The organism is Streptomyces parvus (genome assembly GCF_014648875.1).
Classification (GTDB): domain Bacteria; phylum Actinomycetota; class Actinomycetes; order Streptomycetales; family Streptomycetaceae; genus Streptomyces; species Streptomyces parvus.
Genome location: NZ_BMRY01000001.1, coordinates 752,330 through 778,535, shown reverse-complemented (window position 1 = coordinate 778,535; position 26,206 = coordinate 752,330). Strand labels below are relative to the sequence as shown.

Here is a 26,206-nt window from a genome sequence, read left to right as displayed (position 1 = left end):
CCGTCCTCGATGGGCGAGGCCGCGGCAAAAATGCCAGCCTTGCACCCTATTCACTCGTTTCACTTGCCCTTGACCCCTCAACGGAGGAATCCGCCCGATGTCGCCCACGCGTGGTGCCCTTGTCACCGGCGCGGCTGTCACGGCCGCAGCCGCCGTCGTCCTCACCGTCGTCGTCTGGCCGGACGGATCCGGCAGCGGACCGTCCGGTGACACGGCGTCGCCCTCCGGAACCTCCGCCGAGGCCGCCGCCCCGTCGCCCTCCCGCAGCTATCCGATGTCCAGCACCCCGAGCGCGATCCCCGCGGTGCGCGAGCACACCGCGGCCCGGGGGCCCGGCTGGCAGCCGGGCGAGGACAGCACCGTCGTCATCGCCAAGGGCAGCCAGGTGCTCGCCGACGAGGCGGAGCTGCTCGCCAAGGAGCTGAAGATCCGCTACCGGGGCGCCGAGCCGGCCCGTACGGGCGACGTCGAGCTGGCGCTCGGCGCCAAGGACGCGGGCCCCGCCGAGTCGTACACGCTCACCGTGCGCGACCGGAAGGTGAAGATCACCGGCCCCGACGAGTCGGGCGTCTTCTACGGCACCCGCACGCTCAAGCAGTCGCTCAAGGCGGACGGCACGTTCCCCGAGGGCGTCGTCAACGACCGGCCGGACCGGCCGCAGCGCGGGCTGAACCTCGACATCGCGCGCAAGCACTACAGCGCGGGGTGGATAGAGGACCGCATACGCGAGATGGGCGACCTCAAGCTCAACCAGCTCGGCCTGCACTTCTCCGACGACCAGGCCTTCCGGATCGAGTCGAAGTCCCACCCCGAGGTGGTCTCCGACCAGGCCCTCACCCAGGACGAGGTCCGCCGCATCGTCGGCCTCGCCAACAGCCGGCACATCGAGGTCGTCCCCGAGATCGACTCGCCCGGACACCTCGGCGCGGTGCTGGCCGCCCACCCCGACCTCCAGCTGCGCAACACCGCGGGCGTCGAGTCCAAGGGCTCCATCGACATCTCCAAGCCGGCCGCGGCCAAGCTCATCGACGAGCTCCTGGAGGAGTACACCGAGCTGTTCCCGGGCCGCTTCTGGCACCTCGGCGCGGACGAGTACCAGGCGCTGACCGTCCAGAACCCCGCCGCCTCCTACCCCCAGCTCCAGCGGGCCGCCGAGGAGCGGCACGGCGCGGACGCCACCATCGAGGACCTGGCCACCAGCTGGCTGAACGACCGCGCGGACGTCGTCGTCCCCAAGGGCCGGACCGCGAAGGCCTGGAACGACGGGCTCTTCCGGGGCACGAAGGTCAAGGCCGACGAGAACATCGAGATCGAGTACTGGACCGGCAAGGAGATCGGCGCCCGCCCGCCGCAGGAGTACCTCGCCGAGGGCTACAAGATGCTGAACCTCAACGACGAGTTCCTCTACTACGTGCTCGGCGAGCCCAACGAGTTCGTCTACCCGACCGGCGAGCGGATCTACGAGCAGTGGACCCCGCTGGTCCTGCGCGGCACCGAACCCGTGGCCGAGCGCTACTCGAAGCAGATCCTCGGCGGCCGGTTCGCCGTCTGGGGCGACCTGCCGAACGCGCAGACCACCGAGCAGGTGGCCGACGGCATCAGGATGCCGCTCGTGGCGACCTCGCAGAAGCTGTGGGACCCGAGGAAGCCCGCGCTCAGCTGGGCGCAGTTCCAGGAACTGGCGAAGCGGACCGGCAGCGCGGGGTGAGGGCGGGCCGCCGCTGAAAGGGCTGTCTCTCCCCGCCCCCACCTGCGAAGATGCGGGACGGACAGCCCGGCAGCCGCCGGCCTGCGCAGCGTCGGCCGCGCGCTCCTGGGGAGGGACGCGCGGCCGTGCACCACACCGCGTCCCGGGGGGACTTCTCCATGCTCTGTACCCGTTGCCGTATCAGAACGGCCGTCACCGACGACGGCCTGTGCACCTTCTGCTCGGGCACCCGGCCCCCGCTGCCGGACGGGCTGATGGCCCCGGTCGCCGGTCCCGGGGGCTGGGGGGTCGCCGCCTGGCCGCGTTCGCCCGTCGGTCTCGCCCGGGCGGTGACGGCGCTGCTCGGCCTGGTGATCGCCGCCGACCTGTTCGCCATCGGCACCGGGCTGCGGCTGCGCGCCCTCTGGCAGGGGCTGGTGACGGACGGCTCCCTGGACATCTACGGCAGGGACGGCGACACGGCCGAGCGGCTGTACGGCATCGCGGCCCTCGCCCAGGGCGTGACGCTGCTGGCCACCGGCGTCGTCTTCATCATCTGGTTCCACCGGACCCGCCGGAACGCCGAGGTGTTCGACCCCTCCGTGCAGCGCATGGGCCCGGGCTGGGCGGTGGGCGGCTGGTTCGTTCCGATCGCCAACTTCTGGTTCCCCTACCGCGTCGCGAGCGGGGTGTGGGAGGCGAGTGCGCAGACCCGCCCGGACGGGGGATGGCGCACGGTTCCCCGGACCCCGCTCAACCTGTGGTGGGGCGCGTGGGTCGCGAGTCTCCTCTTCACCCGGGTCGCCGAGCGCATGTGGGACCGGGCGGAGGACCCGGAGGGGATCGTGCAGGCCGGGGGCCTGGTGGCGGCCTCCGACGCGGTGGACATCGTCGCCGCAGTCCTCGCCATCCTCTACGTACGCGCCGTGACCGGGATGCAGGTCGAACGGGCCCTGCACGGGAGGGCGCCCGGCGTCCCGGCGGCGGGTCCGGCCCCGGGAGCCCACAGGTGACACCCGCGCCAAAGTGACGATTTTCGGCCATTCGGCGCAGTATCCGGTAGACCGAGGGAGACGTCGATGAGTCTGCTGGAACTGATCGGACGGGCCGACGAGCGCGCGCTGGCCGCCGGTGCCGTGGCCTGCCTGGAACGCTGTCTGCCGCTGCTCGCGGGGCCGGAGGCGGAGCCCTTGCGCCCGCTCTGGGCGAGCTGCGAGAACGGGCAGGAATGGGCCATCCGTCTGGCGGCGGTGCGTACGGAGATGGAGCAGGCGTCGGTCTCCGACGGCCCGGCCGCGCTCGTCCGGGCCATGCTCGGTGCGGCCCCCTCCGACTTCGCCGCCGCGCCGCTGCGGGAGTGGGCCGACGCCTGCTCGCTGGTCGCGCTCAGGGTCCACGGCCGGTTCGACGCCCCGGACGGGGACGTGCCGGCGGACGAGGAGGACCTGCTCAAGGCGGCCCGCAGCGGTGAACCCGCCGCCGTGGGCCCGCTGGTCGCGGGGGAGCTGGAGCGGCAGGTCCGGATCCTGGAGATCCTCGCGGAGACCACCGGCACGGCGGGCAGCGGGGCCGGCCTCCGCAAGGCGCTGGACCTGTCCACGGAGGGCCGCCGGGTGCTGCGCGCGGTGATGTCGCGGCGGGCGCGCGGACGGAGCTGAGGGCCGGGCCCGACGGCAGCAGGTCTCCCGCCCCGGTACGGGGGTCGCGGACGAGCCCGTCCACGACCCCCGTACGCACCGACCGGGCGCTACTTCGCCGCGTCCAGCGCCGCCAGGGCCTGCGCCCACCCGACGTACTTCAGTGCGGCGAGATCGGCGACGGTCACCACGCCGAACGCCTCCTTGAGCAGGTCACCCTGACGGTCCGAGACACCCTTGAGGGCGGACACCGGCGCCGCCAGCACCTCGGGCACGCTCTTGTCCGCCCACGCCTTGTCCAGCACCTTGTCCAGGTCGATCGAAGCCACGCGCGTTCCCCTTTTCCCAGTAGATCTACAGGCGTGTAGAGCTTAGGAGGGGAGGAGCGCCGCCTGCCGGGCACCGTCGGGAAAACACCTGCGAAAGTCCGAAAGACACCGGGTCACCGCCGCCCCGCCCCGACCGTCCACCCGGCGGCGTCAGGGGCGCGTCAAGCGGACGTCAGGCAGCCGTCAAGGGGGGCGTCGCATTCATATGGACCCCGTCAAGGCGGCTTATCCCCGGGGTGGAGCCGAGGTTTGCTCGTATCGGCCGAACGGCTGATCCGTTTCCTCGCATCCTCAGGAGTTCACGATGGCCGACCTGGCCTTCGTCGCCACCACGATCGCGGTATTCGCGCTGGTGGCTCTCATCGCCCGGGCGGTGACCAGACCATGACCGCCGAAAACATCGTCGGGCTCGTCGTGGCCGTGTCCCTGCTCGGATATCTCGTTCTGGCTCTCCTGTATCCGGAGAGGTTCTGAGCACCGACATGAGTCCCCAGGCAGCTGGACTTCTCCAGCTCACAGCACTGATAGTCGCCCTCGCCCTGGCCTACCGCCCGCTGGGCGACCACATGGCCAAGGTCTACTCCTCCGAGAAGCACTACGCACCGGAGAAGTGGATATACAAGGTCATCGGCGCCAACCCGGCCGCCGAAATGCGCTGGCCCGCCTATCTGCGCGGAGTCCTCGCCTTTTCGGCGGTGAGCGTCCTCTTCCTCTATCTGCTGCAACGGATGCAGGGTTCGCTGCCCGGATCGCTCGGCTTTTCCTCGATCGACCCGGACCAGGCGTTCAACACCGCCGCTTCCTTCGTCGCCAACACCAACTGGCAGTCGTACTCCGGCGAACAGGCCATGGGCCACGTCGTGCAGACCGGCGGCCTCGCGGTGCAGAACTTCCTGTCCGCGGCGGTCGGCATGGCCGTGGCGGTGGCCCTCGTACGGGGCTTCGCCCGCTCCCGTACCGGTGAACTCGGCAACTTCTGGGCCGACCTCGTGCGCGGCACCGTCCGCATCCTGCTCCCGATCTCGGTGATCGGCGCGCTCGTCCTGGTCGCCTGCGGGGCGATCCAGAACTTCTCGGGCATCCACCAGGTCGGCCAGTTCATGGGCGGCACGCAGGAGTGGAACGGCGGCGCGGTCGCCTCCCAGGAGGCCATCAAGGAGCTGGGCACCAACGGAGGCGGCTACTTCAACGCCAACTCCGCCCACCCCTTCGAGAACCCGAACCCCCTCTCCAACCTCTTCGAGATCTTCCTCATCCTGCTGATCCCCTTCGCACTGACGCGGACCTTCGGCCGGATGGTCGGCTCCCTGAAGCAGGGGTACGCGATCCTCGGCGCGATGGCCGTCATCTGGATCGGCTTCACCGCCCTGATGATGTGGACCGAGTTCGCCCACCGGGGCCCGGCGTTCGAGATCGCCGGCGGGGCCATGGAGGGCAAGGAGACCCGCTTCGGGATCGCCGGATCGTCGATCTTCGCCGTCGCCACGACGCTGACCTCGACCGGCGCGGTGAACTCCTTCCACTCCTCGTACACCGGCTTCGGCGGCGGCATCACCCTGCTCGGCATGCAGCTCGGCGAGATCGCTCCCGGCGGTGTCGGCTCCGGCCTCTACGGCATGCTGATCATGGCGGTCATCGCGGTGTTCATCGCCGGTCTGATGGTCGGCCGCACCCCGGAGTACCTCGGCAAGAAGATCGGCACCCGCCAGATCAAGCTCGCCGCCTGCTACATCCTCGTGACCCCGGTGCTCGTGCTCGGCTTCACCGCGGTCGCCATGGCCCTGCCGACCCCCGCCGACTCGATGACGAACTCCGGCGCGCACGGCTTCTCCGAGATCCTGTACGCCTACACCTCCGGCGCCAACAACAACGGCTCCGCCTTCGCCGGGCTGGGCGCCGACACCCAGTGGTTCAACACGACCATCGGCATCGCGATGCTGCTCGGCCGGTTCGTACCGATGGTGTTCGTCCTCGCCCTGGCGGGCTCACTCGCCGAGCAGAAGCCCGTACCCGAGACCGCGGGCACGCTGCGCACCGACAAACCCCTCTACGCGGGGCTGCTCGTCGGCACGATCCTCATCATCACCGGACTCACCTACTTCCCGGCCCTGGCGCTGGGTCCGCTCGCCGAAGGGCTCGCCTCATGAGCACCGTCACCCCCACCAGAACCTCGCACGAAGCCGTTCCGACGGCCGACGGCCACGGGACCGCCGACCGGGTCGGCAGTGGTCTTTTCGACCCCCGGCAACTGCTGGAGTCGTTCCCGGACGCGCTCCGCAAGCTCGATCCGCGCGTGATGGTCAAGTCCCCGGTGATGTTCGTCGTGCTGGTCGGCTCGGTGGTCACCACGGTCCTCGCGCTCGCCGACCCGACCGACTGGTTCGGCTGGGCGATCACCGGCTGGCTCTGGCTGACCACGGTCTTCGCCAACCTCGCCGAGGCGGTCGCCGAGGGGCGTGGCAAAGCACAGGCCGACACGTTGCGCCGGGCCAGGACCGACACCGTCGCCCGCCGGATCATCGGCCCCAACGAGGAACGCGTCGCGGGTACGGACCTGCGCATCGGAGACCTGGTGGTCTGCGAGGCCGGTGACGTCATCCCCGGCGACGGGGACGTGGTCGAAGGCGTCGCCTCCGTGGACGAGTCCGCGATCACCGGCGAATCGGCTCCGGTCATCCGGGAGTCCGGCGGCGACCGCTCGGCCGTCACCGGCGGTACGAAGGTGCTGTCCGACCGCGTCGTCATCAGGATCACCACCAGACCCGGCGAGACCTTCATCGACCGGATGATCAACCTGGTCGAGGGCGCCGCCCGGCAGAAGACGCCCAACGAGATCGCCCTGAACATCCTGCTGGCGTCCCTCACGATCGTCTTCCTGCTGGCCGTGGTCACCCTGAAGCCGTTCGCGATCTACGCGGGCGCCGACGACCAGACCTCGCTGATCGTCCTCACCGCCCTGTTGGTCTGCCTGATACCCACCACGATCGGGGCGCTGCTGTCCGCGATCGGGATCGCCGGGATGGACCGGCTGGTCCAGCGCAACGTCCTGGCCATGTCGGGCCGCGCGGTCGAGGCGGCGGGCGACGTCTCCACCCTGCTCCTCGACAAGACCGGCACCATCACCCTCGGCAACCGCCAGGCGGCCGCGTTCGTCCCGGTCGAGGGCGTGACGGAAGCGGACCTCGCCGATGCCGCCCAGCTCTCCTCGCTCGCCGACGAGACCCCGGAAGGCCGGTCGATCGTGGTGCTCGCCAAGGAGACGTACGGGCTGCGGGAACGGAACCAGGGCGAGCTGACGGGTGCCGCGTGGGTGGAGTTCACCGCGCAGACCCGGATGTCGGGCGTCGACCTGGACGGCCGCAAGGTCCGCAAGGGCGCGACCGGGTCCGTCCTCGCCTGGGTGAAGGACCGGGGCGGCCGGGCCCCCGGGGACGCGGCGGCGCTCACGGACGAGATCGCCCAGGCCGGAGGCACACCGCTGCTGGTGGCCGTGGAGGACGCCGAGGGCGCCCGGGTCCTCGGGGTGATCCACCTCAAGGACGTGGTGAAGGAGGGCATGCGGGAGCGGTTCGGGGAACTGCGCCGGATGGGCATCCGTACGGTCATGATCACGGGCGACAACCCGCTGACGGCGAAGGCGATCGCCGAGGAGGCCGGGGTCGACGACTTCCTGGCCGAGGCGACCCCCGAGGACAAGATGGCCCTCATCAAGCGGGAACAGGCCGGCGGCAAGCTCGTCGCGATGACCGGCGACGGCACCAACGACGCCCCCGCCCTGGCCCAGGCCGACGTCGGCGTCGCGATGAACACCGGAACCTCGGCCGCCAAGGAGGCCGGGAACATGGTGGACCTCGACTCCAACCCCACCAAACTCATCGAGATCGTCGAGATCGGCAAACAGCTCCTCATCACCCGAGGAGCCCTCACGACCTTCTCCATCGCCAACGACGTCGCGAAGTACTTCGCGATCATCCCCGCCATGTTCGCCGTGGCGTACCCGTCGCTGGACAAGCTGAACATCATGGGCCTGGCCTCGCCCGAGTCCGCGATCCTCTCCGCCGTCATCTTCAACGCGCTGATCATCGTCGCGCTGGTACCGCTCGCCCTCAAGGGCGTGCGCTACCGCCCCGCGAGCGCCGACCGGATGCTGCGCCGCAACCTCGGCCTGTACGGACTCGGCGGCCTCGTCGCCCCGTTCATCGGCATCAAGCTCATCGACCTGCTCCTGACCCTCATCCCCGGAATCGGCTGATCCACCATGACCAACAACACCGTCAGCAGCACCGGGCGCGTGCTCGGCGCGGGCCTGCGCGCCCTGCTCGTCCTCACGCTGGTCTGCGGGGTCCTCTACCCCCTGGCCGTCACCGGCGCCGCCCAGGCCCTGTTCAGCGACCGGGCCAACGGCTCCGAGATCAAGGACGCGAACGGGCGGGTCGTGGGCTCTTCCCTGATCGGCCAGCGCTACGACCTCCCGCTGAAGGAGGGGGAGGAGTCACCCGCCCCGGACCTGAAGTGGTTCCAGCCCCGCCCCTCCAACGGCCTCGGCACCAACAGCGTCAACACCCAGCCCTCCCTGCTCGTCTCCGGCGCCACCAACCGCTCCGGCGACAACGAGGAACTGATCCGGTGGGTGAAGGACGCCAAGGCCGCCGTGGTGAAGGACAACTCGACCGCCACGTACCGGGTGAACCCCACCGACATCCCGCCGGACGCGGTCACGTCCTCCGCCTCGGGCCTGGACCCGCACATCTCACCGGCGTACGCCGGACTCCAGGTCCACCGGGTCGCCGAGAAGAACGGCCTCGACGTGAAGAAGGTCGAGGACCTCGTCAAGGACCACACCACCGGCCGCCTGCTCGGCTTCATGGGCGAGCCCCGGGTGAACGTCCTCGAACTGAACACGGCGCTCAGGGATCTGACCGGGAAGTGAGGGTCTCTCCGGGGCGCCGGGGACGACGCACGCGCGACGGACCCCGGCCGCCGGCCTGACACCACCCCGCCCCGCCTCGTCCCCGGCTCCTACGATGCCCGGATGAAGTATCGAATCAAAGTGGACGAATGGGACCAGCGCACACGGACCCCGCTGCTGCTCCTCGCCGCGTGCTTCGCCCTCGCCTACGCGGTTCCCGTCCTCGCCCCGGACGCGCCTGCGTGGATCCACACGGCCTGCCGGGCCGTGGAGTGGGCGGTGTGGGCGGCCTTCGCCGGAGACTACGCGACGCGATTGCTGCTCACGCCGGACAGGTGGGCCTTCGTCCGCCGCCATCCACTGGACCTGCTGGCCGTCGCCCTGCCGCTCATCCAGCCGCTGCGGCTGCTGCGGCTGGTCTCGACGCTGCTGCTGCTGGGCCGCCGGGCCCGCAACGCTCCCCAGATCACGCTGACCGTCTACGTCGCCGGCGCCGTCGTGGGCCTCCTGATGTTCGGGTCCCTCGCGGTGCTCCAGGTGGAACGGGACGCGCCGGACGGCAACATCCGCACGATCGGAGACGCGGTGTGGTGGTCCTTCACCACCATGACGACGGTGGGGTACGGGGACCTCGCTCCGACGACCGGGCTCGGTCGGCTGCTCGCCGTGGGGCTGATGCTCTCCGGCATCGCTCTGCTCGGTGTCGTGACGGCGAACATCGCCGCGTGGTTCATCTCCCGCTTCGAGCGGGACAACGCCGAGGAGATGAGGCAGACAGCGCTCCTTGAGGCCCTGACTTCCCGACGGTGTCCCCATCGGGCCGCGATGCTCGTACCGGGCACGATCGGGTCCGTCCGCCGTCCGTAGGCTTCAGGCCCCGTACATGGACGTACAGCGTCCTGGACCCCCCGACGGCCGAACCGATCGCGGCGAACAGAAAGCCCGCCCGGGTGGCCCGCTGCTCGCGTGGCTGCTCTGTCATATGCGGTCCTCAAGTCTCCTCGTGGCTCATTGCTCCAAACTGACGGCACGTTAGCGCGCGGGCCGCTCCCGAGCCGTTCGACGGGGCGCGGCGAATGGGCCACATGGGCCGTTGACACCCACCGGCAGGGCGTAGCGCACTGCGGGCCGCGCCGAAACGGGGAGGCTGCGGATCCGACGAAGGCCGTGAGGCCCGCGGAGCAGTCCGGGGAGGTCCGGCCGGCCGGGCGGAATCCGTGCGGTGTCGGTCACACCGTCGGCCGCGCGGGGGGCCGTGCGCAGGGGCCGGCCCTGTTCAGGGCGCAGCTGAGGAGGAGCGACGACCGGGGCCGCCACCCCCCACAGGAGAGGCCCCGGCCGTCTTCCACGGGGTCGCAGCACGACCCCGTACTCATCTCAGCGCCATGACTGCGTTTTCTGTCACACCGGAAGCGCGGCCGTCGAATTGTTGCGAGTTGTACAAGTCATGGACGTGGCCCCCACCGCTCACGTAGCGTGCTGGTTCGCGCAGGGTTGCGCAGCAGTTGACCAGCTGCGATTCAGGACGGCAGGGCGGGTTGAGGGAGTGCTGGGGGACGACGCGGAGCTGACTGCCGCGGTGCTCGCGGCACAGGACGGGGACGAGGACGCCTTCCGTGCTGTGTACCGCGCGGTGCACCCACGGTTGTTGGGCTACATACGGACGCTGGTCGGAGAGCCGGACGCCGAGGACGTGGCGTCCGAGGCGTGGCTGCAGATAGCGCGCGACCTCGACCGGTTCAGTGGTGACGCCGACCGGTTCCGGGGCTGGGCCGCGCGGATCGCGCGCAACCGTTCTCTGGACCATCTGCGGATGCGCAGCCGCCGTCCCGCTATCGGCGGCGACGAGACCGAGCTGACCACGCGCGCGGCCGATTCCGACACCGCGGGCGACGCGATCGAGGCCCTGGACACCGACCGCACCATGTCCCTCATCGCCCAGCTGCCGCAGGACCAGGCCGAGGCCGTCGTCCTGCGGGTCGTCGTCGGGCTCGACGCGAAGAGCGCGGCGCAGACCCTGGGCAAGCGGCCCGGAGCCGTGCGTACCGCCGCCCACCGCGGCCTCAAGCGGCTGGCCGAACTCCTCGGCGCCGACGCGCAGCTCCCGGCGTCCCGGGCCGACGGCGACGGGGCGTTCGACCCGGACGGCACCGCGGAGCGGCCCCCGGCCCAGGACGACGGGAGCGACGCCGGCGGCGGCACCGGGCTCGGGGCCGTGCCCTCCCAGCGGCCCGGCCGAGGCGGTCCGGCGGCACCCGCCGTGGTCACTCCCGGTGTGACGCATTCGCGACCGTGGACGCAGAAGGACATGTGATGGCCGACGAGCACTACGAGTGGCTTGACAAGGACGCGGCGGAGAGACTTCTCCGCGGCGAACCGGTCGTCCCCGTCGGCGACGATGCCCGGACCGATGCCTTCCGCCTCGCCGAAGCGCTCGGCGCGGCGCGCGCGGGGCTGCGGGCCCCGGCAGGCGAACTCCCCGGCGAGGACGCCGTCCTCGCCGCGTTCCGGCAGGCCGGCTACGGCAGCGGTGCGGACCGGCTCGCCGGCCGCGCCGCCGGTGCCGCAGTCCCCGGCAGCCCCGGCCGGCTGCACACCATCCACCTCGGCTCCGCCCCCGCCGCCCCGGCCCGCCGCCCGCGCTGGAGCCGACCGGTCCGCTTCGGCCTGGTCGCCTCGCTCGCCGGCTGTGCGCTCGGCGGGGTCGCGGTCGCCGCCGGTACGGGCGTGTTCACCGGAACCTTCGGCGGGCAGGGCTCGCCCACGCCGGCCAGCTCCGTATCGGCCGCCGTGACCCCGGGCCCGCTGATCTCCAGCGACTCCGTCGACGACCCGTCGGCCCCGGCGGACCCGTCCTCGCCCGCCGAGCCGGATACCTCCTCCTCGCCCACGGCCCGCGAGTCCGGCGGCCCCGAGGAGCCCGACGGCGCGCGGACCGGCGGCACCGGCCGGGGGTCGGGCACGGACACCCCGGACACCCCGGACCAGCCGGGCGACGACGGCCGGGAGGAGACAACCGGCGGCGGCACCGGGCAGGACGACCGCCCCGGTGGTTCCGGCGGCGACACGGACTCGGGCAACTGGTACGAGAAGTCCGTCAAGGCCTGCAAGGCCTTCCGCGCGGGCACGCTGGACGACCGGAGCCGCCGCCAGCTGATCGAGTTCGCCAAGGGCGAGAAGAACCTGGAGCGCTTCTGCGACCGCCTCCTCGGCGGGAACGGCGGCGGTGGGAACGGTGGAAGCGGCGGCTCCGGTGGCGGGGACGGCGACGACGATGACGACGACGGCGGTCAGAACGGACCGGGGGACGGCGGCTCGCTGCCGCCCGTCTCCTTCCACCCCGTACCGCGCGCCGCAGCGGCCCCGGAGGACGCTGCCGGCGCCGGGGCGGACGCCGAGGTTCCGCCCCTCCCCATGAGCAGTGGTGCGGCCACCGTACTGACCCGCTGACCTGCCCTTTCGGGGCTCGGCCGACCGTCCGTGCGACCAGGTGTGACGTTTTTCGGAGGCCGGGCGCAGTACAGAGTGGGCCGACTGGTCATCGGCCGCGCGACGAGCCGGGGTTCCCCCCGTACCTTCGGCTCAGCGCATCGGCGCGGGCGGGACACGTTCCCCCGGTCCCGCCCGCGCCCTCTCTCCGTCCGTACCGGCCGAGCAGCCGGTCACCAGTAGACGACGACCTTGTCGCCGGTCCTCACCTGGTCGAACAGCGCCGCGACCTTCTTCTTGTCCCGCACGTTGACGCAGCCGTGCGAGGCGCCGCCGTAGCCGTTGGCCGCGAAGTCGGCCGAGTAGTGCACCGCCTGGCCGCCGCTGAAGAACAGGGCGTACGGCATCGGGGTGTCGTAGAGCGTCGACACATGGTCCCGGGACTTCCAGAACACCTCGAACACCCCCTCGCGGGTGGGCGTGTACTCGGAGCCGAAACGCACGTCCATCGCCGAGACGACCTTGCCGTCGATCATCCACGCCAGGGTCCGGCTGTTCTTGCTGATGCACAGGACCCGGCCCTTCAGGCACCGTTCGTCCGGCGCGGCCACCGGCCGCTCGGTCGGCGGGCGCAGTTCGGCGGCCGTCGGCACCCGGGTCATCGCCAGCAGCCGCTGCCAGGTCACCTCGTCGGTGGAGCCGGTGACCGGCAGGCTCCGTTTGGCCTGGAAGGACCGCACGGAGTCGGCGGTGACGGAGCCGTAGTAGCCGGTGGGGTTGCGCCCGAAGTGGCCGATCTGGCGGAGCCGGGCCTGGAGTTCACGCACCCGGTCGCTCTCGGACCCGGTCCGCATCAGGACGCGCGGCGGCGGTGCGGTGCTCGGTTCCGGGGCGGGCCGGGCGGTCGTCACGTCCGGGGTCGGGGCCGGTGCGGCGGTGGACGCCGACGGGCTGGGCGGTGGCGCGGTGCGCGGTTTCGCGTCCCCGGTCACGGGAGCGGTGCGGGCGGGGGAGGGGGCCGAGGCCTGCGTGGGCCGCGCCGACGGCGGCGCCTCCTGCGCCCCCGTCGCGGCGCCCGGTTCGCACCCCGTCGCGAGGGCGGCCAGCGCGACGAGGGACACGGCGGCGACCCGACGGCCCGGTATCGGTTCGGCCGGACGCGCTCCGCCCGTGTTCCTCGTCACGCGCGAGCCTCTCCCGCCCCGGCCGTCCCACCCGCTGTCCGTGTCCACCATGTTCGATCCCCCTGGGTCACCTGTCGGCCCGGTGCCTCCTGTACGGATGCCGTACGGATTCCCGTCCGGCCCGGTCAGCGAATCCTCCGCCGGACGGCGGCCGCGCGTCCAGACCCCCGAGGTCACCCCCGGCCGATCATGGCCGGGTCCGGGCCGTCGGGACCGGCCCTCGTCCGCGCACCGCCCGAGGGTCCATACCGCCAGGTGAAACCCCCTGGACGGCGACCCGTACCGGCGTGCGACACTCCGTTCATGCTGGGTGTCACCGATCTTCCGACCTATCTCGCCGGCCTGGCGCTGATCGTCCTTCTGCCGGGTCCGAACTCGCTCTACGTGCTCTCCGTCGCCGCCCGGCGCGGCGTACGCACCGGGTACAAAGCCGCCGCGGGCGTCTGGACCGGGGACACCGTCCTGATGACGCTCGCCGCACTGGGCGCCGCGTCCCTACTGACGACCACCCCTCTCCTCTTCGCGATCGTCAAGTACGCGGGCGCTGCCTATCTGACCTGGATGGCCATCGGGATGCTGCGGGCCGCCGTGGCCCTGTGGCGCGAGCGGCACCGGCGTACCGCCGAACTCGTCGGGACGGTCGAGGCGGAGGAGAGGGCCGGGGCTTCCGGGGCGGCGGCGGGGCCCGTGGAGCGGCCCTACCGCCGGGCGCTCGTGGTCAGCCTGATCAACCCGAAGGCGATCCTGTTCCTGATCTCCTTCTTCGTCCAGTTCGTCGACCCCGGCTACGCCTACCCGGCGCTGTCGTTCCTGGTGCTCGGCACCCTGCTCCAGCTCGCCAGCTTCGCCTACCTCTCGGTGCTGATCTTCGGCGGCACCCGGCTGGCCGCCGTCTTCCGCCGCCGCAAGCGACTGTCGGCGGGGGCCACTTCGGCGGCCGGGGTCCTGTTCCTCGGGTTCGCCGCGAAGCTCTCGCTCAGCAGCGTCTAGTCCGGGGGACGGCCCGCCCGGCCGTTCTCACTGGTGCCAGGCCTCATTGGTGCCAGGCCTTCCCCCCGACGTTGCGGATCATCCGCTGCAGCACCTTGAGCGCGGCGACGAACTCCTCGTCGTCGATGCCCTCGTGGATCTCCGCCCTCGCCCGGGCGACCCGGGCGTACGTCCTCTCGCGCAGCGCCCGCCCCTCGGGCGTCAGCCGGAGCCGGGACCCGGAGTCCTCCGTGGCCAGGCCCTGCCGGAGGAGGCCGTCGACGGCCTCCTCCATGCCGTCGGTCCCGGTGTCGAGGTAGCCGCTGAGCATGGTGATCAGCTCGGCCCGGTCCCGTCCCTCCTCGTCCGCCCCGTCCAGTTGGTTGAGCACCCACCAGGGCGGCTGCGTGAGCCCGTTCTCGGCCAGCGCCGACCTGATGTGGGTGACCGTCGCCTCGTGGGCGGCCCAGCTCCAGTAGCCGATCGGCTGGAGGGCGAGTCCTGCGTCGTCGTGTGAGTAGTCCATGCCTGGAACATAGAACCTCAAGTGAAGTTGAGGTCAAGCCTCGTGGGACGTACTCCGGCGCGCGTACCCGGCCATCCGGCGGACGCGCAGAGTTCACCCGCTGTCGTGGCGGGTGTCACCCGATCCTTCCGCGGTCTCACTACGTTGTCGGGACCATGATCGAAGGTGAGGGCGCGCGTGCCGAAACTGTCCGTTGTCGTACCGCTCCACAATGTCGCGGCCTACGCCCCGACCACGCTGGGCAGTCTGGCCCGCAACGCGGACCCGGACATCGAGTTCCTGCTGGTCGATGACGCGTCCACCGACGGCACACAGGAGATCGTCGACCACTGGGCCGAGCGGCTGCCGCGCGCCCGGGTGATCAGACACGGTACGAACGTCGGCATCGCGGCCGCCCGCAACAGCGGCATCGACGCCGCCGAGGGCGACTACCTCACCTTCCTCGACGGCGACGACTGGTACGCCCCCGGCCATCTCGGCCGGCTCGTGCGCGCCGCCGAGGACCTGGACTGCGACTTCGCCCGCACCGACCACGTCCAGTCCACCGGCACCACCCGCGTCGTACGGCGCGCCCCCGCCCCGCTCCGGGACACCCTGCTCGACCCCCGCGACGGCATCGGCGCTCCCGAGCGCGAGACCATGGTCGACTACCCGTTCGTCTGGGCCGGGATCTACCACCGGCGGCTCTTCGCGGACGGCGCCCAGCGCTTCGCCACCGAACTGCGCACCGCCGAGGACCGGCTGTGGATCTGGCAGCTCCATCTGCGCGCCCGCACCTACGCGGCGCTCGGTCTGTACGGCATCTTCTACCGGCGCGGGGTCACCACCTCCCTGACCCAGATCAAGGACGCCCGCCAGCTCGACTTCTTCGCCTCCTACGACACGCTGCTCGACCAGCTGCGCGCCGACCGGGACGCGGACGCCCTGCTGCCGAAGGCCGTCCGTACCTACTGCGCGATGATCGCCTTCCACAACGAGAAGGCCGACGACTACGAGCCCGCCACCGCCCGGAAGCTGCGCGCCGAGTCCACCGCCGCGCTGGGCCGGATGCCGCAGGACGTGCTCGACCGCACCCTGACGATGATCGACGACAAGCGCGGCACGCTGCTCAGCCGTCTGCGCACCAAGCAGAAGGCCGCCTGACCCGATGACCGCCACCCCCGCAGCCACTCCCGTACGTACGCCCCCGCGCACCCAGATCTTCCAGGTCTCCACCCTGTACGGCGCGGCCACCCTCGCCGCCGCGCTCGACGCCGGACAGTTCGGCCGGGCCACCGACAGCCACCGCATCCTGCTGGTCTCCAACAACGCGGCCGTCCCCGAGACCGCCCTGCGCCTGGAGGAGATGCGCGGTTACGGATCCCTCGCCGCCCGCTTCGACGCCGTCGTCGACTGGAACGAGGCCATCAGCCCGCACCACCCCAGCGGCTGGGGCCCCCGCTCCGAGGAGACCGTCCTGTGGCAGCGGGCCTTCCGCCTCGCCTGGGACATCGCCCCCGACGCCCCCGTCGACCTCGCCGTCGAGTCCATCCAGGTCAACCCGGCCCGCGCGCTCGCCGCGATCTTCTCCGAGAGCGCCGTCCACGTCTACGCCGACGGCCTGATGAGCTACGGCCCCACCCGCAACCGGATGCCCCAGTCCATCGCCTGCCGCATCCGGCGCGTCCTCCACCTCGACCTGGTCACCTGGCTCCGCCCGCTCCTCCTCGCCGAGGCCGGCGTCGAACCCGAACTCGTCCCCGACGACGCCTTCCGCGCGGTCCTCTCCGAGATCGCCGCGGCGGCCGAGGGCGACCGGGGGCTCGCCGCCGCCGAGGCCGCCGCCCCCACCGCGATGCTGCTGGGCCAGTACCTCGCCGCCCTCACCATCCTCACCCCGGAGGAGGAAGAGGAGCTGCACATCCGGATGCTGCGCGGAGCCGCCCGCGCCGGGCACACCTCCATCCTCTTCAAGCCGCACCCCACCGCCCCGGCCCGCTACTCCCGCGCCCTGGACGAGGCCGCCGCCGAACTCGGCGTACGGCTCACCACGCTGGACAGCCCGCTGCTCGCCGAGACGCTGTACGAGCGGTGCGCGCCGACCCTCGTCGTCGGCTGCTTCTCCACCGCGATGTTCACCGCCGCCGCCTACTACGGCATCCCCGTCGCCCGCGTCGGCACCCGGCTGGTCCTCGACCGGATCACCCCGTACGAGAACAGCAACCGCATCCCGCTGACGATCACCGACCACCTCGTGCCCGACCTGGACGCGCGGGGAGGTCCGGATGCGCAGGGAGGCCCGGATGCGCAGGGTGCCGGGGAGATTCCCCGCCTGCCGCGCAACGCGCCCGACACCCTCGCCCCGCTGGTGCGGACCGTCGGCTACTGCATGCAGGCCAAGCTCAACCCCGGGCTGCGCCCCGAGGCCGAGGCCTGGCTGCGGGAACACCTCGACCCCACCACCCAGCACTACTTCAAGCGCCGCCGCCTCCAGAGCCTCACCCTGCCCGGCGGCGGCCCCCGGGGCGCGGCGGTCCGGCTGCGCCGCACCGTACGGCGCACCCGCAGCACCCTGGGCCTCTGACCCGGGGCCGGACCGGGGCCCGAAAACCCCCCGGTGCCGGCGTCCGACTCACAGAACGGCGGAACGAGCATGGGCCAGACCCTCACCGGGCTGCTCACGTCAGTACGTGCGATAGCGGGACGGCCGGGCACGCAGACCCGGGCCCGCCCCGGCGACGGACCGGACCCGGGGCTCCTGGCCGCCCTGCGGCACTGCGGCGACCACCTCGCCGCCCTCGCCGCGTCCGGCCCCCTCACCGACGCCCGCCGCACCCGGCTCATCGCGTCGATCGGCGCCCTGACAACCGCGTGCTCCACCCCGGGCGCCGACGCCTTCGACGCGCTGCTGCGGACCGGGCAGCAGGCCCTGGACAGCGGCGGCGACGCCGGGGCCCGGCTCGCCCTGGCCCTCGCCGACGAGGCGACCGCCCTGCGCGCCCGCTCCAAGGGCGCCTGGCGGCTGCGCGGCAACGCCCTGGACGCGCTCGGCCGGAGCGAGGAGGCGATCACCGCGTACGAACGCCACCTCGCGCTCCAGCAGAACACCGCCGCCTCCCGTGACGTCGAACGCCGCATCGCCACCCTCCGCGCGGCGGGCGACCGCATCGACGAGGCGCTGGCGCTGGTCGGGAACGGGGAAGAGGCCCGGGACGGGAAAGAGGACAGGGGCGGGGGCGGTGGGGGTGCGGCCGGGGCCGGGGCCGTCCGGCTCTCCCGCCGGCTCCCCGCCGCCGAGGCCCGCGCCGCCTTCACCGAACTCGTCCGGCTCCGCACCACCGAACGCGGCGCCGCCGACCCGGCCGTACGCCGGCTCGCCGCCCTCTACGCCGAGCACCGCCGGCTCTCGGACCGCGACCTGATGGCCGACCCGCTGCTCGGCGGGGCCGAACCCATCGGCGTACCGGGGCTGCGCCGGTTCCTCGCGGACCGGACCGTGTGCCTGGTCGCCGACACACCGCACACCGCCGAGCAGGAACAGCGGCCCGGCAGTTCCCTGGCCGCCCTCATCGAGGGCTACGACCTCGTCGTGCGCTGCGACGCCGTACGCCACGCCGCCCCCACCGCCCGAACCGATCTGCACGCCGTCACCCTGCGCGGCGACTCCCCGTGGAAGGGCCCCCGGTGGGACCGCAGGGCCACCGCCCGGCTGGTCTTCGGCGACCCGCTCCCGCACTGGCGGCTCGCCCTGCGCAGCCGCCTCGTTCCCGGCGCCCAGGACCGCATCGGCGACGCCACGCTGCGCCGCCCGCTGCACGATCCGGCCCTGCTCGCGGAGGCGGCGGACGCGGACGGGCCCGCGAGCACCGCGTACACCGTGCTGCGGCTCCTCGACTTCCTGGGCACCGCCGCCCGGGTGGACCTCATCGGGTTCGAAGGACCGGCTGCCCTGCCCCCGCGCGAGCGGGAGTGGATCGGGGCGCGGACCGGGACCACGGACGACACCGCAGTGAGGATCACCCTGAGATGACGACCCCCAAGCCCCGGACGAGCCCTGCGGTCCCGGCCGACCCCGCCGACGACCGCCGCGCCGTCACCGGGAAGCGCCGCATCGCCTTCGCCGTGTACGTCGCCGACGCGGGCCAACTGCCCGGGCTCCAGGCCCTCCTGCGCAGCCTCGTGCTGACCGGCCCCGCTCTCTGCGAGGACGTCGTCGTCCTGCACCCCGGCCTCCCGGACGCCTCCTTCGACGCCGCCCACCGGCTGCACCCCCGGCTGATCCCGCGCACGGCCGACGGACGCCACGACGTCTTCCGCCTCGACGGCTACGACACCGTCATCGCCCTCGCCCCCTCCCTGATCGTCCTCGGCAGCCTCGACCCGCTGCTGCGACTCCGCACGGGCGTGGCCGCCGTGCCGCGCCCCGGTCCGGACGGTGTCCCCGACCCGCGCAACGGCGTCCCCGACGACGGACTCCTGGTGATCCAGGCCCAGGACGCCGACCACTCCGTACCCGCCGCCGCCGCCCCGCGGGACATCCCGGAGAGCCTCCTCGTACCCCTGGACTCCCGGTACGACTTCCGTGCCCTGCGGCTCGGCGACGACCTGGCGGTCCCCGAGGATGTCGTCGTCCTGAACTTCGCCGACGCGCCCACGGTGCGCGGCGGCCCCGCCCACGCCGCCCGCGCGCGCTTCGACCTGGACGACGAGGCGTTCCGCGCCGCCTACCTCGCCCTCCCCGGCGCGAAACACCCCGACCTGCTGCTGCACCTCGCGCTCCCGTTCCCCGACGGGCCCCGGCCGCCGATCGACCTGGTCCGGCAGCTCGCCGAGATCCACCGGGGGCGCGGACACCACGACCGGGCCGTCGCCCTGCTGGGGGAGGCCGTCGCGGGCCGCCCCGACCTGCCGCGCTGCCACGAGACGCTCGGGGTCTGCCTGATGGCGCTGTCGCGGTACGAGGAGGCCGAGACGCACCTCCTCCTGGCGACCGCGTCCCCGGACTTCGCCCCGCGCGCGTACGGCCAACTCGCCCGGCTGGCCTGGCTGCTGGGCCGCACGTCGGACGCCCGGGGGTACGCGCTCGCCGGTCTGGAGACCGATCCGACCGATGCCAACTGCCGCGCCTGGTACGCCCGTACGTCGGAGATGGTCACGGCCGGCGCCACCTCGCCCGACATCCCGGCAGGCGAACAGCTCGCCCACGTGGCCCTGTTCGCGGACGGGGAGGAGAACGCGGGCGACAAGGTGCTGCCCGAAGCGGTCCGCAGCTGCTTCACCGCCGACACCGGCCCCGACAGCTGGCACCAGCAGCACGCACACCTGCTCGTCGACGAGGCCGGCCTCGAACGCCTCAACGCCCGGCGGGCCGTGATCGTCGGCGGTGGCGGGCTCTTCCTCCCCGACACCGCGCCCAACGGCAACAGCGGCTGGCAGTGGAACATCCCCGACGACGTGCTCGCCCGGATCACCGCCCCCCTGGCGGTCTTCGCCGTCGGCTACAACGTCTTCGACGGCCAGCGCTACCGGCGCGAGCGGTTCGCGGCCTCCCTGCAAGCCCTGGTCGAGCGGTCCGCGTTCTTCGGGCTGCGCAACCACGGCTCCGTCGCCCGGGTCCGCGAACTGCTGCCCGCCTCCCTCCGCGAGAAGGTGCGCTACCAGCCCTGCCCCACCACGGTCGCCCGCCACCTCGACCCCCGCCTCGCCGAACCGGCGGTACGCGAGGACACCGTGCTCCTCAACTGCGCCTACGACCGGGCCGGACTCCGCTTCGGCCACGACTACGGGCACTTCCTCGCGGAGATGGCGGCAGCGATCCGGGCCATGTCGGCCGCTGCTGAAGTCCGTTACGCCGCCCACATGCCCGCCGACGAACGCTTCGTCGACGATCTGCGCCGCGAGCACGGACTCACCCTCCCCGTGGAGCCGCTGTACCTGCTCTCCAACGACGCCATCCGCGACCTCTACCGGCGCGCCCGGCTGGTGATCGGGATGCGCGGGCACGCCGGGATGATCCCCTTCGGTTGCGGCACCCCGATCATCAGCCTGGTCTCGCACCCCAAACTGGCCTACTTCCTCGCCGACATCGACCGGCCCGACTGGGGCGTCTCCGTCCACGAACGGGCCCTCGGCGCCCGGCTCGCGGAGCGGGCCCTCGCGGTGCTGGCCGACCATCCGGCGGCGGTGGCCGACGTCCACGACCGGCAGCGGACGCTGTGGTCCGTGACCCGGGACAACCTCGCGGGCTTGCGTGAACTCACCGGTCTGCCCGACCCGTTCGGCGAACCGGGACCGGTCGCCGGCCCCGTGGTCCCCGCGCCCCGGTCCGCCACCGGCGAGGACCGCCCCGCCCCCTCCCTCCGCACCACCCCGCCCACCCCCTGAGGACCATGTCCACCACACCCCCCGCCTCGGCCGCCGCACCCGCACCCGCTCCCGCCGCGACGGCCCCGGAGACACCGCGCCCCGGCCGGGCCGGGCACCGCTACGACATCGACCTCGTCCGGCTGCTCTGCTCGGTCGCCGTCATCGGCCTCCACACCGGCTCGGCGTTCGTGAACACCGTGGGCCGTACGGCGGCGGAGGGGCCCGGCACCTACTGGGCGGGGCTGACCGCCGACTCCGCCGGGCGCTTCGCCGTGCCGCTCTTCTTCGCCATCGCCGGCTGGGTGGTCCTGGTCGGGGCCCCGCCCAAGGACGGCGCACGGCTGCGGCGGCGCATCGTGCGGATCGTGGTGCCGCTCGCCGTCTGGACCGCGCTCTACCTCGCGTGGGGCAAGCTCCGTGACACCAACGACGACCCGGTCCGCGGGCTCGCCCTGGACTCCCTGTTCGCCTCGGTCCGCCCGGCTTACCACCTCTGGTACCTGTACGCCTACCTCCCCGTGATCATGGTCCTGGGGCTGGTCGTCCTGGTCCGGGCGGGCAAGCGGCCGTGGGGCCTCGGTGCGGTCCTGCTCGTGCTGGCGTCCGCCCCGTCGTTCCTTGGCGATCTGGCGGAGGCGACCGGCCGCGAACTGCCGCGTTTCGGCTGGGCGTTCGCCCCGTACCAGCTGATCTACGCGGTGCTCGGGGCGCTGCTCCTCGCCGCCCCGGCCGGGGCGTTCGGCAGGCGGCGGTGGCCCTGGCTGCTGCTCACGGCGGGCGGACTCGCCGGGGTGATCGCGTACCAGCACGAGGTGCACTACGCGATCCCGTACGCGCACGTCCTGGTGGCCCTGTTCAGCTGCGGGGTCCTCGTGTCGCTGCACGGCGTGCGGGTCCCGGAGCGGATGCGGCCCGCGCTGGCCCGGCTGTCCGAGGCGTCGTTCGGGGCCTACCTGGTGCACGTCCTCGTGCTCGGAGTCCTCACCGACGCCTTCGTCCGGGCGGACCTGGGCGGCCCGGCCGCCGTGGCGCTCGTGGTCGGGATCACGGCGGCCACGACGGCCCTGTCGTTCGGTGCGGCCCTGCTGTGGGGGCGGGCGGGGGCGAGCAAGGTCCTGGGCTGAGCGCCCCGCTCCCCCGGCCGAGGCGTGACCCCCCGCGCGCCCCGGCCCGGGCGTGAGCGCCGCGCGCCCCGGCCCGAGCGTGAGCCCTCCCGCGCCCCGGCCGACGCGAACGCCGACCAGGGCTTCAGCCCCTCCCGCCCCGCAGTGCTCGCGCCCGCCGGACCACCCGGCGCAGCGCCGGGTTCGAGCGCAGGAACGCCAGCCGGGCCGGGACCACTCCGGGCAGCGCGAGCGAGGCCAGGCGGCGGCGCTTGAAGTAGCGCCAGGTGCGGCTGTCCAGATGCGCGGCGAGGTAGCGCTCGGCGGCCGGGCGCAGATCGGAGCGCACCTTCGGCCGCATCGCGAAGGCGACGGCGGCCAGCAGACCGTCCAGCTCCGCCGCCGGCTTCTCGTCCGGCGCCGCCTCCCCATCGCCCACCCCGGGCAGCACCGCATCCGCCAGCGTTGCCGCCGTCCGCTGCGGGTTCTCGTACGGGGTCAGGCGCTCCAGCAGCAGCCCCGTGCCGACCGCCGCCACCGGCAGGCCGTGGAACCGGGCCGCCCCGAACAGTGCCGCCGAGGTGCAGCCCACGACCAGCGCGGGCCGCAGCCGGTGCACCAGCACCTCGGCCGGGACCGGCAACGGGCCGTCCAGGACCGTCAGTTCGACGCCCAGCCGGTCCGCCTCCGCGCGCACCGGCGCCGGGCTCTCCCAGGGGGCGTACGGATCCGGCGCGTACACCAGCCGGGTGTGACCGAGTGCCACCGCCCCGCGCACCATCTCCCGCCGGAGCTCCGCCTCGTCGGCCGCCGGTATCAGCCCGGCCCCGGCGAGATCCTGCCCGAGCAGCAGCGCGGCCTCCTCGACGGCGGGCAACGCCACATCCGCGTCCGCGAGTTCGGCGACGACCTTGGTGATCGCCTCGGCCGGGACGGTGCGCGGCTCGACGCCGTACTCGCCGAGCAGCAGCGGGCGCACCCCGGCGACCAGGTCCGGATGGAGCAGCCGCCGCACCCGGATCCCGGTCAGCGGGGGGATCTTCTCCCCGGTCGGGCCGTACGCGCCGGGCCCCTCCGCGTACACATCGACCGGGGTGCCCGCGAACACCTGGGTCAGGGCCCGGGCGGGGCCGGCGTGCGGGGAGCCGACGACGAGCTCCAGCTCCTCCTCGCCGAGCCCCCAGGCCCGCCGGAAGTGGCGTTCCCACAGCGGCGCGTCGTCCGCCCGTGGGTTCCAGCCGTCCGGGTGGAAGGGGGTGATCGCGTCGTTCCACGAGAGCACCGCGTCGAACCGGGTGCGCAGCCGCTCGAACCCGGCGGACTCCGAGACGTCGGCGACGGCCTCCGGGGCGGGACCGGTCCGGGACAGCAGCAGGATCCGGCGGTCGGGCTCGGTGAAGCAGCCCGCGTCTATGGCCGCGGCGAGCAGCACCGCCGCCCCGGGCGAGGAGGCGTGGAAGATCCGGATGGTCATGCGGCCGAGGCCTCCTTCGTGGCGGCCGGGCGGCGGCGCAGCCTGCGCACCCGGGTCGCCCGTGTCACGTCCATGGCGTCCAGCGCCTCGTCCAGCAGCCGCTGCGGCAGACGGCCCAGGGCCGCGGCGCCGCGCGCTTTCAGTTCACGGGCGACGGCCGGTTCGAATTTGTCCAGGTCACCCAGATGGTGGGCGATGATCGCGCAGTACGTCCGTACGGCCTTCGGCAGAAACACCTCCGCCTCGCGGTCGGCGGCGGTCTCCGCGATCACCTGGTCGAATGCGCGCAGGAAATCGAGCTGGCGCACATCGCCGATCCGGGTGAGGGAAGTCGCCACCCCGCGCCGGTAGAAATGGCTGAGCAGCCCCACGGAGGCGAAGGATTCCGCCTCCCGGTGCAGTCGCCAGATCCAGGGCCGGTCCTCCGCCGTGCGCAGCCCGTCGGTGAAGTGCAGCAGCCCCCGGTCCAGCAGCCGCCGGTGGTAGAGGCCCGCCCAGGCGAACGCGTAGTCCACCGACGTGGTGCGGTGGGCGGGCAGGATCGCGGCCCGGGGATCGCTCACCACACCGTGCGGCCCGTGCGGAACCCGGTGTACGGTGCGCGCCCTGCCGTTCACCTGCACGTGGTCCGTGCGCACGAAGTCGCAGCCGAGCGCCTCGGTCCTGCCCACCAGCCGCTCGTAGTGGCCGGGGGCCAGCCAGTCGTCGCCGTCCAGGAAGGCGATGTACTCGCCGCGGGCGGCGTCCAGACCGGTGTTGCGCGCGGCCGCCAGACCGCCGTTCACCTCGTGTCGCAGCAGGACGGCCCCGGGGATCCCGTCCGCTGCCCGGCGCAGCAGCGGAAGCGTTCCGTCGGTCGAACAGTCGTCGACGAGCAGGAACTCGAAGTCCTCGCGGGCGTTGGCCCGCAGACTTCTCAGGGTGTCGGGCGCGTAGGTCTGCACGTTGAAGAACGGCACGATGACGGAGAGCTTAACCACGCGCATCACGTTAGGTGCGGCCCTGGCCCATTCCTTTTCCGCAATGCGCCCAGTAGGTGAACAACGGCCGACGCTCAGGTGAATCACCTTTTCCCGGACGGAAATTGAGGGTCTTTTCGGGGCGGTCCCCCAATCGTCGGCTCGCTGTTAACCATCTGTTGCCATCGCGTTGGGCCGCTCATCGAAATGCCTTCCTAACTTCTTCGACGTGCCCCCACGTACCAGCCATGAGGCCGAACCGGCCGAGACCCCCGCCGCCCGACCGGCGCTCCGGGTCGCCGTCCTCGCCGACTCCGACACCCGGTGGAAATGGGGTGCGCTCACCGCGCGCCGCCTGACCGCCGAGGCCGCCGGGGACGGACAGGACGCGCGCCCCGTCGAGGTCAGCGGGCTGCTGCTGCGCGGCCGGGCCACCCCGACACCCCGCCAGCTCGCGGAGGTCGGCGAGGTCGGCATCGACGCCACACGGGTCCGTGAAGTCACCGCCGTCGAGTTCCTGCACGCCGTGCGCGACGAAGGCTTCGACCTCGTCGTCCTCGCCCTCGTCGGCGGCGGCGTCCAGGCCGTGCTGCACGGCATCGCCGCGCTGGACCTCCCGCGCCGGCCCGTCGTCGTCACCGGATACGTCGGCGTCGTCTACGAGAAGCTCGCCGACGGCCTCCTGCTGCGCCACGGGGCGGACGTCGTCCTCGCCAACTCGGCCCACGACGCGGAACGTTTCCGCGCGGTGTACGAGGGGGTGGGCGCGGACGCGTCGGCCGTCACCGAGGCCGCCCTGCCCTTCCTGGGCGGAGCCCCGTACAGCCCCGAAGAGGGCCGCGACACCGTGGTGTTCGCCGCCCAGCCCTCCGTACCGGCCTCCCGTGCCGACCGGACGTACCTGCTCCGCCGGCTCGTCGAGCACGCCCGGCTGCACCCGCGCCGCGAAGTGCTGCTGAAGCTGCGCTCCAAGCCCGGCGAGCACACCACCCACATCGAGGAACTGCCCTACCAGAAGCTCGCGCAGCGGCTGCCCGGCGGCCTTCCGCCCAACTTCCGCCTGGTGTACGGGCACATGGGCGAGGTGCTGGACCGCACCGACCTCCTGGTCACGGTCTCCTCGACCGCCGCGCTGGAGTCCCTGCACCGCCGCATCCCGACCGCGATCCTCACCGACCTCGGCGTCCGCGAGGCGCTCGGCAACCACCACTTCGTCGGCTCCGGGCTCCTCACCTCCTGGGACCGGCTCGACGGCGGGACCCGGCCCCGGCCGGACGCGGAGTGGGTGGCGGGCCAGGGCGTCGCCGCCGACGGCTCGTACGGCACCGCCTACGACACCGCCCGCGCCAAGGTCACGGCCCTCCTCGACAAGGGCCAACTCCCGCCGCTCGCCCCGTACTACACGCCCGCCACCGCGCCCGGCTACCTCCCGGGCATCCTCGGCCGCCACCACCTGGCGCCCGACGGCACGCCCCTGCCCGGCGCGGCCGCCCCGCAGGAGACCGGCCGGGTCCGGGGCGCGGTCCGCGAGACCGTCCGCAACGCGGCCCGCGGCGCCTACCGCCACGGCGTCCAGCGCGTCGCCCCGGTGATCCGCCGGATGGGGGACCTGTGACCACGCCGGCGGCCTCGACCACCTCAGGAACCGCCACCAC

At 72.9% G+C, this 26,206-nt stretch carries 22 protein-coding genes; 17 read left to right on the top strand and 5 right to left on the bottom strand.

Annotation, left to right across the window (positions count from 1 at the left end; translation table 11 throughout):
* Nucleotides 1–97 precede the first annotated feature (97 nt).
* The 3 genes from IE140_RS03395 (at nucleotide 98) to IE140_RS03385 (ending at nucleotide 3,345) form a co-directional block, all read left to right on the top strand.
* Nucleotides 98–1,708, top strand: a complete 1,611-nt coding sequence (locus IE140_RS03395; RefSeq protein WP_150195152.1) for a beta-N-acetylhexosaminidase — start codon at nucleotides 98–100, stop codon at nucleotides 1,706–1,708.
* Nucleotides 1,709–1,866: 158 nt separating this feature from the next.
* Nucleotides 1,867–2,700: a DUF4328 domain-containing protein gene (locus IE140_RS03390; RefSeq protein ID WP_150195150.1), complete on the top strand. Its 834-nt coding sequence runs from the start codon at nucleotides 1,867–1,869 to the stop codon at nucleotides 2,698–2,700.
* 66 nt (nucleotides 2,701–2,766) lie between these two features.
* The gene (locus IE140_RS03385; protein ID WP_093443222.1) at nucleotides 2,767–3,345 is read left to right on the top strand and encodes a hypothetical protein; all 579 of its coding nucleotides are present in this window, start codon (nucleotides 2,767–2,769) and stop codon (nucleotides 3,343–3,345) included.
* Nucleotides 3,346–3,434: 89 nt separating this feature from the next.
* Here the strand turns inward: IE140_RS03385 and IE140_RS03380 are convergent, their stop codons facing one another.
* On the bottom strand, nucleotides 3,435–3,653 hold the full coding sequence (locus IE140_RS03380) for a hypothetical protein (RefSeq protein WP_010058605.1): 219 nt from the start codon (nucleotides 3,651–3,653) through the stop codon (nucleotides 3,435–3,437).
* Between the two features lie 384 nt (nucleotides 3,654–4,037).
* Between IE140_RS03380 and kdpF the strand changes: the two genes are divergently transcribed.
* The 7 genes from kdpF to IE140_RS03345 all read left to right on the top strand — a co-directional run bounded on the left by kdpF (nucleotide 4,038) and on the right by IE140_RS03345 (nucleotide 12,012).
* Nucleotides 4,038–4,127: a K(+)-transporting ATPase subunit F gene (gene kdpF, locus IE140_RS03375; protein ID WP_010058599.1), complete on the top strand. Its 90-nt coding sequence runs from the start codon at nucleotides 4,038–4,040 to the stop codon at nucleotides 4,125–4,127.
* 8 nt (nucleotides 4,128–4,135) lie between these two features.
* On the top strand, nucleotides 4,136–5,800 hold the full coding sequence (gene kdpA / locus IE140_RS03370; RefSeq protein WP_150195148.1) for a potassium-transporting ATPase subunit KdpA: 1,665 nt from the start codon (nucleotides 4,136–4,138) through the stop codon (nucleotides 5,798–5,800).
* Complete coding sequence (kdpB, locus tag IE140_RS03365) at nucleotides 5,797–7,905, top strand: potassium-transporting ATPase subunit KdpB (protein ID WP_150195146.1); 2,109 nt, start codon at nucleotides 5,797–5,799, stop codon at nucleotides 7,903–7,905. The genes kdpA and kdpB overlap by 4 nt, the downstream gene beginning before the upstream one ends.
* A gap of 6 nt (nucleotides 7,906–7,911) precedes the next feature.
* Nucleotides 7,912–8,583, top strand: a complete 672-nt coding sequence (locus IE140_RS03360) for a potassium-transporting ATPase subunit C (protein ID WP_150195144.1) — start codon at nucleotides 7,912–7,914, stop codon at nucleotides 8,581–8,583.
* 102 nt (nucleotides 8,584–8,685) lie between these two features.
* The gene (locus IE140_RS03355; RefSeq protein ID WP_229826674.1) at nucleotides 8,686–9,429 is read left to right on the top strand and encodes a potassium channel family protein; all 744 of its coding nucleotides are present in this window, start codon (nucleotides 8,686–8,688) and stop codon (nucleotides 9,427–9,429) included.
* A 679-nt stretch (nucleotides 9,430–10,108) separates the two neighbouring features.
* On the top strand, nucleotides 10,109–10,876 hold the full coding sequence (locus tag IE140_RS03350) for an RNA polymerase sigma factor (protein ID WP_150195142.1): 768 nt from the start codon (nucleotides 10,109–10,111) through the stop codon (nucleotides 10,874–10,876).
* Nucleotides 10,876–12,012 (top strand): hypothetical protein, encoded by a 1,137-nt coding sequence (locus tag IE140_RS03345; RefSeq protein ID WP_150195139.1) that lies wholly within the window; start codon nucleotides 10,876–10,878, stop codon nucleotides 12,010–12,012. Before IE140_RS03350 ends, IE140_RS03345 begins: the two co-directional genes overlap by 1 nt.
* Nucleotides 12,013–12,224: 212 nt before the next feature.
* Here the strand turns inward: IE140_RS03345 and IE140_RS03340 are convergent, their stop codons facing one another.
* The gene (locus IE140_RS03340) at nucleotides 12,225–13,226 is read right to left on the bottom strand and encodes a L,D-transpeptidase family protein (protein ID WP_189460044.1); all 1,002 of its coding nucleotides are present in this window, start codon (nucleotides 13,224–13,226) and stop codon (nucleotides 12,225–12,227) included.
* Nucleotides 13,227–13,478: 252 nt separating this feature from the next.
* Here IE140_RS03340 and leuE point away from each other — a divergent pair, with 252 nt between their 5' ends.
* Entirely contained in the window at nucleotides 13,479–14,165 is a 687-nt protein-coding gene (gene leuE / locus IE140_RS03335) for a leucine efflux protein LeuE (protein WP_093444326.1), read from the top strand.
* 43 nt (nucleotides 14,166–14,208) lie between these two features.
* Here the strand turns inward: leuE and IE140_RS03330 are convergent, their stop codons facing one another.
* Nucleotides 14,209–14,670, bottom strand: a complete 462-nt coding sequence (locus IE140_RS03330) for a MarR family winged helix-turn-helix transcriptional regulator (RefSeq protein ID WP_093444327.1) — start codon at nucleotides 14,668–14,670, stop codon at nucleotides 14,209–14,211.
* A 177-nt stretch (nucleotides 14,671–14,847) separates the two neighbouring features.
* On the opposite strand from IE140_RS03330, the gene IE140_RS03325 reads away from it, so the two are divergent.
* The 5 genes from IE140_RS03325 (at nucleotide 14,848) to IE140_RS03305 (ending at nucleotide 22,139) form a co-directional block, all read left to right on the top strand.
* Entirely contained in the window at nucleotides 14,848–15,813 is a 966-nt protein-coding gene (locus IE140_RS03325) for a glycosyltransferase family 2 protein (protein ID WP_032783104.1), read from the top strand.
* A gap of 4 nt (nucleotides 15,814–15,817) precedes the next feature.
* Nucleotides 15,818–17,233 (top strand): polysialyltransferase family glycosyltransferase, encoded by a 1,416-nt coding sequence (locus IE140_RS03320; protein WP_150195137.1) that lies wholly within the window; start codon nucleotides 15,818–15,820, stop codon nucleotides 17,231–17,233.
* A gap of 69 nt (nucleotides 17,234–17,302) precedes the next feature.
* Nucleotides 17,303–18,679, top strand: coding sequence for a tetratricopeptide repeat protein (locus tag IE140_RS03315; RefSeq protein WP_189460042.1), 1,377 nt, complete (start codon nucleotides 17,303–17,305; stop codon nucleotides 18,677–18,679).
* Nucleotides 18,676–21,033 carry a polysaccharide pyruvyl transferase family protein gene (locus tag IE140_RS03310; protein ID WP_189460040.1) on the top strand — a complete coding sequence of 786 codons (2,358 nt, stop codon included), beginning with the start codon at nucleotides 18,676–18,678 and terminating at the stop codon, nucleotides 21,031–21,033. Before IE140_RS03315 ends, IE140_RS03310 begins: the two co-directional genes overlap by 4 nt.
* 5 nt (nucleotides 21,034–21,038) lie before the next feature.
* Entirely contained in the window at nucleotides 21,039–22,139 is a 1,101-nt protein-coding gene (locus IE140_RS03305; protein ID WP_150197294.1) for an acyltransferase, read from the top strand.
* A 124-nt stretch (nucleotides 22,140–22,263) separates the two neighbouring features.
* Here IE140_RS03305 and IE140_RS03300 read toward each other — a convergent pair whose 3' ends face one another.
* Nucleotides 22,264–23,592 (bottom strand): polysialyltransferase family glycosyltransferase, encoded by a 1,329-nt coding sequence (locus tag IE140_RS03300; protein WP_150197292.1) that lies wholly within the window; start codon nucleotides 23,590–23,592, stop codon nucleotides 22,264–22,266.
* Nucleotides 23,589–24,572 carry a glycosyltransferase family 2 protein gene (locus IE140_RS03295; protein WP_150197290.1) on the bottom strand — a complete coding sequence of 328 codons (984 nt, stop codon included), beginning with the start codon at nucleotides 24,570–24,572 and terminating at the stop codon, nucleotides 23,589–23,591. The genes IE140_RS03300 and IE140_RS03295 overlap by 4 nt, the downstream gene beginning before the upstream one ends.
* Before the next feature lie 208 nt (nucleotides 24,573–24,780).
* Here IE140_RS03295 and IE140_RS03290 point away from each other — a divergent pair, with 208 nt between their 5' ends.
* Complete coding sequence (locus tag IE140_RS03290; RefSeq protein WP_150197289.1) at nucleotides 24,781–26,166, top strand: DUF6716 putative glycosyltransferase; 1,386 nt, start codon at nucleotides 24,781–24,783, stop codon at nucleotides 26,164–26,166.
* Nucleotides 26,167–26,206: the final 40 nt, after the last annotated feature.